The 12531-nt window shown below is 62.5% G+C and carries 13 protein-coding genes; 3 read left to right on the top strand and 10 right to left on the bottom strand.

What is annotated here, in order from left to right:
- Positions 1–65 precede the first annotated feature (65 nt).
- Positions 66–1385: a Na+/H+ antiporter NhaA gene (nhaA, locus tag D0T11_RS01125; protein WP_119653942.1), complete on the top strand. Its 1320-nt coding sequence runs from the start codon at positions 66–68 to the stop codon at positions 1383–1385.
- A gap of 32 nt (positions 1386–1417) precedes the next feature.
- Here nhaA and D0T11_RS01120 read toward each other — a convergent pair whose 3' ends face one another.
- From D0T11_RS01120 to D0T11_RS01080, 9 genes are all read right to left on the bottom strand, one after another.
- Positions 1418–1864, bottom strand: a complete 447-nt coding sequence (locus D0T11_RS01120; protein WP_119653941.1) for a hypothetical protein — start codon at positions 1862–1864, stop codon at positions 1418–1420.
- A gap of 136 nt (positions 1865–2000) precedes the next feature.
- On the bottom strand, positions 2001–2399 hold the full coding sequence (locus D0T11_RS01115) for a cupin domain-containing protein (RefSeq protein WP_119653940.1): 399 nt from the start codon (positions 2397–2399) through the stop codon (positions 2001–2003).
- A 45-nt stretch (positions 2400–2444) separates the two neighbouring features.
- Positions 2445–2861 carry a group III truncated hemoglobin gene (locus D0T11_RS01110; protein WP_119653939.1) on the bottom strand — a complete coding sequence of 139 codons (417 nt, stop codon included), beginning with the start codon at positions 2859–2861 and terminating at the stop codon, positions 2445–2447.
- A gap of 27 nt (positions 2862–2888) precedes the next feature.
- The gene (locus D0T11_RS01105; protein ID WP_119653938.1) at positions 2889–3329 is read right to left on the bottom strand and encodes a cytochrome C; all 441 of its coding nucleotides are present in this window, start codon (positions 3327–3329) and stop codon (positions 2889–2891) included.
- 92 nt (positions 3330–3421) lie between these two features.
- The gene (locus D0T11_RS01100) at positions 3422–3682 is read right to left on the bottom strand and encodes a hypothetical protein (RefSeq protein ID WP_119653937.1); all 261 of its coding nucleotides are present in this window, start codon (positions 3680–3682) and stop codon (positions 3422–3424) included.
- Between the two features lie 12 nt (positions 3683–3694).
- On the bottom strand, positions 3695–4717 hold the full coding sequence (locus D0T11_RS01095) for a cbb3-type cytochrome c oxidase subunit II (RefSeq protein ID WP_119653936.1): 1023 nt from the start codon (positions 4715–4717) through the stop codon (positions 3695–3697).
- Positions 4695–6545 (bottom strand): cbb3-type cytochrome c oxidase subunit I, encoded by a 1851-nt coding sequence (locus D0T11_RS01090; RefSeq protein ID WP_245990567.1) that lies wholly within the window; start codon positions 6543–6545, stop codon positions 4695–4697. Before D0T11_RS01090 ends, D0T11_RS01095 begins: the two co-directional genes overlap by 23 nt.
- A 169-nt stretch (positions 6546–6714) precedes the next feature.
- Positions 6715–7773 (bottom strand): response regulator, encoded by a 1059-nt coding sequence (locus D0T11_RS01085; RefSeq protein WP_119653935.1) that lies wholly within the window; start codon positions 7771–7773, stop codon positions 6715–6717.
- Between the two features lie 153 nt (positions 7774–7926).
- Positions 7927–9537 carry a sensor histidine kinase gene (locus D0T11_RS01080; RefSeq protein ID WP_245990566.1) on the bottom strand — a complete coding sequence of 537 codons (1611 nt, stop codon included), beginning with the start codon at positions 9535–9537 and terminating at the stop codon, positions 7927–7929.
- 225 nt (positions 9538–9762) lie between these two features.
- Here D0T11_RS01080 and D0T11_RS01075 point away from each other — a divergent pair, with 225 nt between their 5' ends.
- Positions 9763–10119, top strand: coding sequence for a thioredoxin family protein (locus D0T11_RS01075; RefSeq protein ID WP_119653934.1), 357 nt, complete (start codon positions 9763–9765; stop codon positions 10117–10119).
- A 113-nt stretch (positions 10120–10232) separates the two neighbouring features.
- Here D0T11_RS01075 and gpmA read toward each other — a convergent pair whose 3' ends face one another.
- Complete coding sequence (gene gpmA / locus D0T11_RS01070; protein WP_119653933.1) at positions 10233–10922, bottom strand: 2,3-diphosphoglycerate-dependent phosphoglycerate mutase; 690 nt, start codon at positions 10920–10922, stop codon at positions 10233–10235.
- Between the two features lie 293 nt (positions 10923–11215).
- Between gpmA and D0T11_RS01065 the strand changes: the two genes are divergently transcribed.
- Positions 11216–12415, top strand: a complete 1200-nt coding sequence (locus tag D0T11_RS01065; RefSeq protein ID WP_182888190.1) for an MBL fold metallo-hydrolase — start codon at positions 11216–11218, stop codon at positions 12413–12415.
- Positions 12416–12531: the final 116 nt, after the last annotated feature.

The following is a 12531-nucleotide window of genomic DNA, read 5'->3' as shown; positions in this document are numbered from 1 at the left end:
CGTCCTTTTTAGCCAAGCCTCGCGCGTGGTACCAACGAACTGACAGCCATCCTTCCTCTCTTCCCATGCCCATTGCCCGACTCTTTCACTCGCTGGTGCGGCCCTTCACGCGGTTCTTCCGCCTAGAGACGGCGAGCGGCCTGTTGCTGCTGGCCAGTGCGGTGCTGGCCCTGGTGCTGGCCAACACCAGTTGGGGGCCGGCCCGCTACTTCCCGGCCATCTGGCACGAGCACCTGCGCATTACCGTGCACAACCTAGTGCTCGACCACTCGCTGCTCGACTGGATAAATGATGGGCTGATGACCCTATTTTTTCTAATGGTCGGCTTGGAAATCAAGCGGGAGGTGCTGGGCGGCGGATTATCCTCACTGCACCAGGCGGCCCTACCACTGGCCGGGGCTTTGGGCGGTATGCTGGTGCCGGCGCTGCTCTATGCGGTCTTCAACTACGGCACGCCCACAGCCGGTGGCTGGGGCATTCCCATGGCTACCGACATTGCCTTTGCGTTGGCCGTACTGCAATTGCTGGGGCCGCGCGTGCCTTTGGGCCTCAAGGTGTTTCTCACGGCCTTAGCCGTAGTCGACGATATGGGGGCCATGGTCGTTATTGCCGGTTTCTATACCAAAACACTGTACCTGAACTATTTGTGTCTGGCTATCGGCACCTGGACCCTGCTGCTGGTTTTCAATTACCTGCGCATCAGCACCCTGTGGGCCTACCTGCCGCTGGGCGTGTTGCTAACGTTCTTCATGCTCGAATCGGGCATCCATACCACGCTGGCCGGCGTGCTGCTGGCGGCCGCCATTCCGTTCCGGGCCGCCCGCCCGCGCCCCGATATGCTGCAACGGCTGCACCAGCAGCTGAGCCGGCTGCGCAACGAAACGCAGGGCGAGGACGCCAAGCCGCATGGCATCAGCGCGCAAATGGAGAACCTGGGCCGCCGTAGCAGCTCCCCGGCCCAACGCCTGGAGAGCCAACTGTTCGCGGTAGTGGCGTTCGTGGTTATTCCCCTGTTTGCCTTCGCCAACAGCAGCCTGGTAATCGCGCCGGCAGCCGTGCGGGGGCTGCTTTCGCCGCTGGGCCTGGGTATTTTGGTAGGGCTGGTGGTGGGCAAGCCCCTGGGCATAGGGGCCCTGAGCTGGCTCACGGTGCGCCTGGGCTGGGGCTCGTTGCCGCCCGGCGTAAGCTGGCGGCAGGTGTGGGGCGTGGGCATGCTGGCCGGCATCGGGTTCACCATGTCCATCTTCGTCACGCTACTGGCCTTAGGTGCCCACTCGCCCGATACCGATATGGCTAAGCTGGCGGTGCTGGTGGCGTCGGTAGTTGCCAGTGGGCTGGGCTACGCGCTGCTGCGGAGCACGTTGGCTGCGCCGGTAAAGGAGTAGCATAAAGCCCGCCGCCAGGCTGCTGTCCCCCTTTATTGGGGGCGGCGGCGAGATGGTTTCCGGCCGTTACCCGTCAGCGTAATAGTGCGGCTGAAATTGGTTTCGCAGGTGGCCATTTCGTAGGATAGGCCCCCGGTGTGGGTATTTACGACTTCGTACGCCTGGCAAATGGTGCGGGTGGGGTAATACGTGACCAGGGTGTGCTGGACCGGTAACGGCAGCGCGCCCAGGGCTATATCGTGGCCGGTGGCCTGCACTTCGCCGTTGATGTCAAACCTCACCAACCGGGGGGCGTTGCTTTGCATGTAGCTGGCCTGATACCAGCCCTGGACGCGTTTCCACTTCACATTCTGGGCCTGCGGATGCAGCTGTTGCAGCGCCATGAAGGCCAGCGGCGGCACCTGAGCATCGGGGATGGCCTGGGCATGGGCCACCGGTCCCCAGAGCAGAGCCGTTAGGAGCAAAATGAAGGTTCTCATGGCAGCTCGCTTTGATAAAACCGGCTTGCCTAGCCGGTGGAGAAGCCCCGTTGTAAAGCATCAAAAAAAACCCGGTCAGCAGGCCACACCCCGGCCGGGAAGCCGTACGCGGCGTCCAGAAACGTGGCGACGGCCGCTACGGTTTACTGACTGCCAGGGTCAGTAAAAACACCGCTTCCGTTACCGCAACAACGCTATGCGGGATGCCCGCGTGCAGGGCCAACAGTTGCCCCGGGGCCAGCTCAGCCACTTGCGCACCGGCTGTGAAGGCAATGCGGCCTTCCAGTACCTGCACGCTGATAACGCCCGGCGCGGTATGCGTTTTCAGCTCGGCCCCGGCGCGTAATGCCAGCAGCACGACCCGCAGACCATCGGTTTTGTAGGCCGTGATGGAGTTCCGGTCGCCCTCCTGCCAGCTGGGCTCCTGGCGGATTTGGGTGAGCAGGGCGGGCAGGTCCAGCACGACCAGCGGGGCATCCAGCAGGCGCGGGCCTTCTGGCCGTTGGGGGGTGGCATCGGTTGAGCTGGTTTTCATGGGGAAGGGGAAATAAGGTGGTGGTTGGCTAGCGGGTGGTTGTGCTTACAAAATGGCCAGGCCGCCGTTGGCGCGGGCCATAGCTATTTTGGCCTGGAATAGGTCGCCCATCTTTTGGGCTCGGGCTTTGATTTCAGTGGCGCGGGCACCGGCAAACAGCTCGTCGACGGTCTGCCCGAACAGGGTTAGCCAGCGGGTGAAATGCGCTGCTTCTAGGGGCAACGCCAAATGCTTGGCCCCCGGGTTACCCCGGTAGCCAGCATCCTGGCCCAGCAGCGCCGCGCTCCAGAAGCGGGTCATGGTGTCGAGGTGAGTAGGCCAGTGGCCGGCGGGAATTCGGCTGGCAAACACCGGCCCGAGTAGCCCGTCGGCTTGCACGCGGGCGTAAAATGCGTCGATGAGCCGCCGGATATCGGCGGAGTCGTGCAGGTCATTCAGGTCGGGCCGCGCGGAAGTGGGCATTGGAGGGCGGTTGTTGCGGGGAAAACGTCAGGTGGCGGGCACCGGCATCACCAGCGAGGTGATGAGGTAGTAGGCCCCCCAGCCAATAAAAGCCAGCAGCGTGGCCCACACCCAGGCTGGAATAATCTGGGGCGTTTCCGACGCTTTTATCACGAATGAGTCGGTTCGCTCGCTCCCGTAAGCCGTCACGGTCAGCGGCACCACATCCGACACAATATCGTCGTTCTGCAGGCCTAGCACCGTAATGGCCGGGCCGTTGCGCACGATGAAAGCAATGTTCTGCACGCCCTCCACGCCGCTGGAGGAGCGGGCCACCACCCGTAGCGAGTGCGGCCCATCTACAAGCCGGGTGGTATCAAGGTCGATTTTAACCGGCGGGGCGTAGCGGGCAAACGGCACGGGGTTGTCGTCGAGAAACAGCAGCACCTGCTGTTCCTCGGAGGCAGGCAGTAGCGCGGGAGTGAGCATGGCGAGGGAGTCGTTGAATATTTAGCTGTTGGCTTGTAGCCACTAGCTGTTAGCTTTCGTTTTGTAAAGCAAAGTACGTTATGCCCGAGTGCTTAGGAGAAGGAAATCTGCTGGCGGCGGGCGCGGTTGCGCGCGTTATCGGGGCGCAACAGAAACCAGAAGAAACACGCAAACACCAGTACCACGATGGTAATCGAGCCGTAGAGCATGGCGTAATCGAACCAGCCCCCCGGCCCCACGCCGTGGGTGACGTTGGCAAAGCCTTTGGGCTGGCGTTTTTCGCAGACCGGGCACGCCAAAGCCGGTACCGTAAGCAGCAGGCCGGCCAGTAGTAATAGCAGATTCTTTTTCATGGTAAGAAGGATTTAAAGGGCCGCCACCGGCTGCACTAAAGCGCGGAGCTGCTTCACGAAATCGGCGGTGACCGGGGCACCGGTATTGCCCCAGGCGCTACGCTCGTGGCTAACGATGGCCGCTATTTCCGCGTCGGTCAGCTTGTCGGCAAAGGGCAGCATGACGCCATATTCGGGGCGGGGGTTGTAGCCTTGCAGGATGATATTGACCATCAGCGTAGCGTCCTTATCGTTCACTACGGGGCTGCCTTTCAGGGGCGGAAAGGCACCTTTCAGGCCTTCGCCGTTGGCTTGGTGGCAGGCCTGGCAGTGGGTGGTGTAGAGGGCTGCTCCGTCGGGCAGCAGGGCCACGCCGGGCGTGCCAAGCGCGGCGGCCGGTTCGGCTTTAGGCGGCGACAAGGCCAGGAAGGCGGGCTCGCTGCCCGTGGGCAGTTCCGCTTGCTTGAGCGACATCAGGTAGGCTACTAACTGCTGCGCCCGGCGCGTGGGCACAATAGTGGCTTGGCTGCCCCGCGCGCGCCAGGCCGCCGGAATGTTCAGGGCCAGGCCCGCCGGGGTGCCGGCCACGCTGTCCTCAAACAGCCACGGGAAGGCCGGCATGATGGAGGCGGCCACCACGCTGCGGGGCTGGTAGAGGTGCAGCAGGTGCCAGAGGTCGCTCGGCTGCCGTTCGCCTACTTCGGTCAGGTCGGGGCCGGTGCGCTCCGAGCCCAGCGTAGACGGGGTGGCCCGCCACACGTCGAGGCGCTGCCGCCAGGCGTAGTCGGCCGGAATGCCCGGCCGGCCGCCCCAGGCTTTGTCCATGTCGATGTTGCGCACCTGCTGGGTGTGGCAGGCCACGCAGCCCTCGCCGATAAACACGCGCAGGCCCGCCTGCTGCTCGGCCGTCAGGGCCTCGGCGGTTGGTAAGGGCGCGTTGTTGGCCTGAATCTGGGCGGCGGGCTGCACGGCAATCAGCAGCGTGAGCCCCACAAACACCCCGAACACGGTGCCCACGAACAGGCGGTGGTTTTTATACGGACTCCAGGATTTCATAAGGGCGGGGTTCGGGGGTGGTAGCCAAGGGTGCCGAGGCCGTTTTACGGGGGCGCAACATCTCCACCAGATTATAGAAAAACACGAAGTGGGCCAGCAGCATAAACGTGCCACCAATGGCCCGCCACAGCCAGTAAGGGGCCATCAGCACCACCGAATTCATGAACGGCTCGCCCGCCATCCAGCTCATTCCTTTCAGCGTGCCGCCAATCATCAGCGACATGCTGTAGCCGAGCAAACCCACCAGCGCGAACCAGAAGTGCACGCCCACCAGCGCCTGCCGCGGCTCGCGGCCTTGCAGCCGCGGCCCGAGCGTATAAATGCAGCCCCAGAGCATGAACGACACGATGCCGTACATGGTGATATGCGAGTGGGCCACATTGAAATCAGTGAAGTGCCAGACCAGATTGGTGTAGCGCAGGGCCTGCAACGAGCCCTGGAACGAGCCCACGAAATAGAACAAGGTGCCCAGCAGCATAAACGGCAGCGAGTAGGAGTCGCCCACCCGCTTGCGCCCGCCCTTAAAGGTCATCAGGAAGTTGATAGTGCCGGCCAGCACCGGGATAATCATGCCCACGCTGAAGACGATGGCAATGGTTTGCAGCCACCACGGCAGGGGGCTGAAAATGTAGTGGTGGGTGCCGATAAGCGAGTAAAACAACAGCTGGGTCCAGAAAGCCAGCACCCCCAGCGAGTAGGAATAAATGGGCTTGTTGAGCGACATGGGCAGGAAATAGTACATCAGGCCCAGCGTGAAGGTCATGAACCACATGCCCACGCCCATGTGCATGTAGTAGCCCTGGATGATGGTCTCGCCCATGCCGTTCTGGTACCAGGGCAGGTAGGCCACCACCGTGAGCACGATGGCCCAGATGGTAGCGCCCAGAATGTACCAGTTCGAGATGTAGAATTCCTCGGTGGTGCGCCGGGCCACGGTCTGGTAGTAGTTGGCCAGGGCCAGAATCACGCCTACGGCAAACAGCAGCGTAACGGGCCAGATGTACTCGCGGTACTCGCCCCCGCCGTTGTTGATGCCGGCCATCAAGCAGCCGGTCCCCAGCACCACGCTGGCGTTTATAAGGCCCAGCGTCCACCAGCCCCATTTAATACTGAACAGCGGCGTGTTGTTGGTGCGCGCCACCACGAAGTAGCCCAGGCCCAGCATCGCCAGCGAAGTCCAGCCCCAAAACACCATGTTGGTGTGCACCGGCCGCAGCCGGCCGAACGAGAGCGCCGCCACGTGGTCGACGTCGGGGCTCACAAACTTAACGCCCGCGTACCAGCCCACCGTGGTGCCGAGCACCAGCCAGAAAGCCGCGCACAGCAAATACCACGACACGAGGCGCACCAACTGGGGGTCGAGATTGTCGAGGCGGGCCACATGCCGCTTCTCGTGCAGCCAGGGCGAATGCACGTCCATCTCCACGTGCTGCACCAGCCCCTGGGGGTCGCGGGCCGGGTTGTTGCTGCCCAGCTCCGCCCCTTGCAGGCCGAAGTCCTGCGCCTGCTGCCGGGCCACGATAGTCGTCAGCTGGGCGGGCGAGAGGTTGGTTACGGTTTCGTCGAAGCGGCCGGCCTCGTTTTCGGTGGACGGCGGCTGGCTGCCGCGCACCAGCGAGGCCACCCGCGACACCAGCACAATGGCGGCCCCGATAACAATAACGAGCAGCAGCGCCAGCATCCCCAGCACGGCGGGTTGCGTGAGCATTGGCCCCTCGGCCGGGGTGGCCGACTGGGCCAGCAGGACCCCCGGCCGCCCGGCCAGTAGCAGTAGCCCCAGCAGCAAACCAGCGCGGCCGGCCGTACCAAATGGCAGGTTTTTCATCATGGAAGGAGCGGGTAAGGTAATGCCCCCAGGTGCCGGGAAAGGCCCCTGATCAGGCAGAGCCAAAGCTACCAGCCCCTACAAATCCCGGAAATGACAAATCTTATCCTCCAAAGATGAGCTTTGTCAACCTTCGTCTGCGCCGCCCGCTAAGGCAGCCCCGCCCCGCAGACTACCAGTGCGCCCGCCGCAGCTTCTCGGGCTCCAGCACCCGGATGGTGTTCGGAGTCAGCGCAATCAGGCCGTCGTGTTTGAACTCGTTGAGCGTGCGGCTCAGCGACTCCGGGGCCGTGCCCACCATAGCGGCCATGTCATCGCGCGTGAGCTGGATGCCTGTTTCGGCGGCCTCAGTGCCCGCCTGCCGCTCGTGCAGTTGCACCAGCGCGTCGGCTACGCGTCGGCGGATGGAGCTGTAGGCCATGGTCAGCAGCAGCTCGGCCTGCCCGCTCACCTGGCCCGCCAGCAGCCGCACAAACTGCTGGCCCACCTCGGGGTTACGCAGCAGCAGCGCCATAAAATCTTCCTTCGGAATATAGAGCAGCTCCGCCTCATCCACGGCAATGGCCGAGTCGCCGTGGGGCGTGTGTTGCAGCAGTGGCAGGTAGCCGAAGAACTCGCCGGGGCCGTGCAGGCCCACCAGCAGCTCCTTGCCGCCCTCGGTGGTTTTCACCGTTTTCACCCGCCCACTTTGCACAAAGTACAGCCGCGTGGCTTCGTCGCCTTCCAGGTAAATATCCTGTTTCTTGCGAATCAGATGGGGTTTGCGGTCCAGCGAGAGGCTGGCCAGGTCGCCGGTTTGCTCCGCCTCATCCAGCAACTGATGCAGCTGGTCCCCGTTTGGGTTGGGTTCCGGCTTCAGGTGCTGAAAGCGGTTGAGCCGCCCACTGACGGCGCTGAGCAAATCGGCCTTCTCGAAGGGTTTACTCAGGTAGTCATCGGCCCCCAGGGCCATACCGCGCCGCCGGTCGGCCAAGTCGGTTTTGGCGGTGAGGAAGATGAACGGCACGCCCGTGAGCTGGGGGTGCTGGTTGAAAATCTGGAGCACCCCGTAGCCGTCGAGCACGGGCATCATAATGTCGCAGATGACCAGGTCAGGCCGCGCGGCCAAGGCCAGTTGCACGCCCAGTTCACCGTTTTCCGCTGTTTGCACCCCGTAGCCGGCCAGCTCCAGCAGCTGGGCCGTGTTTTCGCGGATGATTTGATGGTCTTCGATGAGCAGGATGGCAGGCATAGCGGAAGGGAGAGTAAAGAAGTTAGCGGCCCGTCATGCTGAGCTTGCCGAAGCATCTCTACCGCAATGGTAATCATATACTACTGCGGTAGAGATGCTTCGGCAAGCTCAGCATGACATTCTTTTTTTGTCGTTTGCTGGGCCTTTAACCCGCTAATCGGGTGTAGTCAGCGGCAGCCGAACGGTAACCGTAGTGCCTTCACCCAGGGCACTTTGCAGGTCGATGGTGCCGCCCATCAATTCCAAATAGCGGGCTACGATGTAGAGGCCCAGGCCCGTGCCGGGCACGGTAATGACGCTGGGAGCCCGGAAAAACTGCTCGAACAGGTGGGCCTGGTCTTCCTGGGAGATGCCCACGCCCTGGTCCTGCACGGTTATCGTCAGTTCCCAGGGTTGGCAGCTGGCCCGCACCGTAACCACCGAGTTTTCGCCTGAGTACTTGAGGGCGTTGGAGAGCAGATTCATCAGAATTTTGCGCAGCAGCGAGGCGTCCAGCCGCACTGGAATGGGACATTCCACGTGCCAGTCGATGGTTTGGCCGGCTTGGCGCAGGCTCTGCATGTCGGCCACCGTATCGTGCACCAGGCTGGTGAGGTTCAGGTTGCCGGGGTGGGCCTCAATCTTGCCTTCCTCAATGCGGCCCACCGATAGGAATTCCTCCAGAATGTTGTTCAGGTGCTGCACCGAAGTGCGGATGTGGTCCACGTACTTCAGGCGCTGGGCCTGCTGGTGGCTGCCGGGAAACTCCTCAATCAGGTCGGCCGAGGTGAGCACGGCCGTCAGGGGCGTGCGGAACTCGTGGGACGCCATGCGCACGAAGCGCGATTTGAGCTCACCCAGTTCCTGCTCGGCTTGCAGGGCCAGGGCCAGTTGGTCGCCGCGCTTTTCCAGCTGCTCCAACGTCAGCAGCAGGGCGTTGGTACGGTCGATTACTTTTTGCTCCAGCTCGGCATTGAGACGGGCCACGCGCTGGTGCTGGGTGTGCAGCTCCTGCTCGGCGGCCTGCTGGGCGCTCAGGTCTACGAGGTAGGCCACCACGTACAACTCCTCATCCAGGTAGAAATAACTCAGGCTGGCCTCCACCGGAAACACCGAGCCGTCGCGGCGCTGGCCGGCCAGCGGGCGGTCGTGGCCCATCTCGCGCACCTGCGGGTTGGCGTTGTAGGATTCGCGCAGCTGGGCGTGGTGCCGGCCGGCAGCATCGGGCACCAGCACTTCAATCTGCTGGCCCAGCAGCTCGGCCGGGGCGTAGCCAAACAGCTGCCCGGCCCGCTCGTTGGCCGATACCATCTGCCCCGCCCGGTCAGAGACGATGATGCCCAGCGTGGCGTTGGTAAACACGGCCTCGAAGCGGCGCACGCTGTGAGCCAGGGCGCGCTCGGCCTGTTGCAGGCGGCTATGCTCGGTGAGGTTGACCAGCAGCAAGGGCCGACCCTCGACCTCGAAATACGTTAGCTTCACGTAGGCCCGAAAGGGCTCGCCCACGTGGCGGCGGATGTCAGCTTCCAGCTCGTGGTGGCCCTCGCGGCGGGTGATGTCCCACAGCTGCTGCCACTGGGCGGTCGTCCAGGGCGGGGTGCGCAACGAGTGGTTGGGGTCGGCCAGAAAGGCTTCTTCCGAGGGGTAGGCCAGCAGCTGCACCCCGGCCGGGTTAACGTGCGTGAACCAACCCAGGCGCAGGTCGTACACCCCCGCCATTTCGCCGGAGTGAGTGTAGAGCAGTTCGGTAAGGGCGGCCAGGTAGGCCTGCGAGAGCATGGGCATGGCAACGAATTAGCGGTGCGGAGGCCCCCGAAAGGTAGTTAGCACGCGCGGACTTCTACTGCCAGACTTGACAAATGTCACGCTGGCTCCCTGATATCCATCATACAGGCTCGCGGCAGCTTGCGGTAGTTTTATGACTACCTAATGCTGACCCGCTTACAGCACGTGCCTGGTTAGCTTGCTAAGGTCTACTGTTTAGCTTGATTGCTTGTTTTTTCCCGGCCCATGTTTCCAACCGCCATCCTTCCGCTGCTACCCGCCCACGCGGCCGTGCTCTTGGTGCTGCTGCCCACCGTGGGTCCGGGCAGCCGCCAGGAAAGCCTACTCGCCCGCACGGCCACCAACTTGCTGCTGCAAGACTTACAGCGCCAGCTCGGCACCGCTATTCACGTCCTGAAAGTGGATGAAGGTAGCCACCCGGCCGTGGTACATGCCTTCGATGGCCGGGGCGTGCCCGCTTTCGTACTGCTGCGCGACGGCGCGGAACTGTGGCGGCAGCAAGGCCTGCCCGAAGGCGAGCCGATGGTGGCGCTGCTACTGCGTAAGCTGAAAGAGGCCATCCTGCCCGCCACTGGGGAATAGCCGGGTTGGAGCAGCAGGAATTAGTTGTCAGTTGCTCGTTGTCAGTTGCTCGTTGCTAGTGGATTATATTAATCTGACTGACAACTGACAACGAGCAACTGACAACCCTTTACCTACTCCAGGTAGTAGTGGCGCAGGCGATTCAGGTCGTCGTCGAGCTCGTACACCAGCGGCACCCCGCAAGGAATGTCAAGCCCGGTTACTTCGGCATCGGTCAGGTGGTCGATGTACTGCACCAGGGCCCGCAGGCTGTTGCCGTGCGCGCACACCAGCACTTTCTGGTGGCCCCGAATCGCGGGTATTATCTGCTCGGTCCAGAAAGGCAGCACGCGGGCCAGCGTTTCGCTTAGGTTCTCGGTTAGGGGCAGCTCGCGGGCGGTTAGGTGCTGGTAACGGGCATCGTGGCCCGGAAAGCGAGGGTCGGCACGGGTGAGGGCCGGCGGGTGGGCCTGGGGGGCGCGCCGCCACTGTTGCACCTGCTCCGCACCGTATTTTTCGCTGGTTTCCGTTTTGTTAAGGCCCTGCAACGCGCCGTAAAACCGCTCGTTCAGCCGCCACGATTTCTGCACCGGAATCCAGAGCAAGTCCAGCTCTTCCAGGGTGATATCCAGCGTTTTAATGGCTCGTTTCAGCACCGAGGTAAACCCGATATCGAAGCTGTACCCGTGCTGGCGCAGAAGCTGGCCCGCTTGCCCGGCCTGCCGCATCCCCTCGGCTGTCAGGTCCACATCGGTCCAGCCAGTGAAACGGTTTTGCTGGTTCCAGATGCTTTGGCCGTGGCGCAGCAGCACTAATTTTTGCATTTGATGAGAAAAAAGACTGATTCTGAGGTCTACTTTAGACAGTGTGCGAATTTGCGTGAGGCGGATTGGCCCGGGCTCAGGTATTGGCGCTGGCCTTGGTGGCTTGGGTAACAAGATTCAGCTGGGCCGGGTAGCAAGCTTGAAGGTGCCGGATTAGTACAAAGAACCGGTCTGTCGCCGCCAACCTCCCTGTCCAAGATCAAGCATTCAAGATGACTTTCGTCAAGGCTTGGGGGCTGTGGCTAGCGTACCCTTGTGGTGTAATTACTCGGGCCAGCTTTTCTGTTAATACCATGGATGTTACCCTGCAATTTCTGGGCGCCGCGCATTGCGTTACGGGCTCTAAATACCTACTCACCCTCGACGACCACACCGCTCGGCCCCACCAGCTAATGGTAGACTGTGGCCTGTTTCAAGGGCTGAAAGAACTGCGCCTGCGCAACCGCGAGCCGCTGCCGCTGACGGCGGCCGGTGTAGAGCTGGTTGTGCTCACGCACGCCCACATCGACCACAGCGGCTACCTGCCCAAGCTGGTGAAGGACGGCTTTCGGGGCCGCATCCTCTGCACCGAGGCCACTGCCGACCTGCTCAACATCATGCTCCTCGATTCGGCCAAACTCCAGGAAGAAGAAGCCGCGTACGCCAACAAAAAGGGCTACTCCAAGCACCATCCGGCCGAACCGCTCTACACCCAAACCGACGTAGAGCACCTGCTGCCCCTGATAGAAACCGTGGCCTACGATGCCCCGGTAAGCCTGCTCGACGGCCTGCTCACGCTCACCTTCCGCGACGCTGGCCACATCCTGGGTTCGGCTATCGTGGAGCTGGCCGTGCAGGGCGCGCAGCAACGCAAGCAGCTGGTGTTTTCCGGCGACCTGGGCCGCTACGACAATCCGGTGCTGTTCGACCCCACGCCCATTGCCACCGCCGACGTGCTGCTGGTAGAGTCCACGTACGGCGACCGGGACGCCCGCATCGACGACCCCGAGGCCGAACTGGTTAAGGTGGTGACGGAGGCGCTGGACCGGGGCGGCGTGCTGCTCATTGCCGCCTTCGCCGTGGGCCGCACCCAAACCCTGCTCTACTACCTCAAAAAGCTCATTGCCGAAGGCCGCGTGCCCCGGGTGCCGGTCTACGTCGACAGCCCGATGGGTATCCGCGTGTCGGATCTGTACCCGCGCCACCCCTCCGCCCACCGTCTCGGACACGGTAATATATTCGACTTTCCGGGGGTACGCTTCGTGACGGAAGCGCAGGAATCGAAGGGTCTGAACGCGAAAACCGGGCCGGCCATCATCATCTCCTCCAGCGGTATGCTCACCGGCGGACGCATCGTGCACCACCTGTTCAACCGCCTGCCCCGACCTCAGGATACGCTGCTGCTCGTGGGCTACCAGGCGGAGGGCACCCGGGGCCGCCGTCTGCAAAACGGCGAAACGGAAATCAAAATGTTTGGCGAAATAGGGCTACCGCACCAAATTAGGCACTTTTGAGCAGTTCCAGCATAAATCCGTCGTCTCTGGCGGCCTTTTTACGCTTTCTTTTCAGACTAATCTTACTCGGTTCATGCGTGAGAAGAAAGAGGCTGAACTTGCGAAAGATGTTCAAA

Source organism: Hymenobacter rubripertinctus, from assembly GCF_003583925.1.
Lineage (GTDB): Bacteria > Bacteroidota > Bacteroidia > Cytophagales > Hymenobacteraceae > Hymenobacter > Hymenobacter rubripertinctus.
Note: the sequence above shows the minus strand (reverse complement) of the source record. Positions and strands in the feature narration are given on the sequence as shown.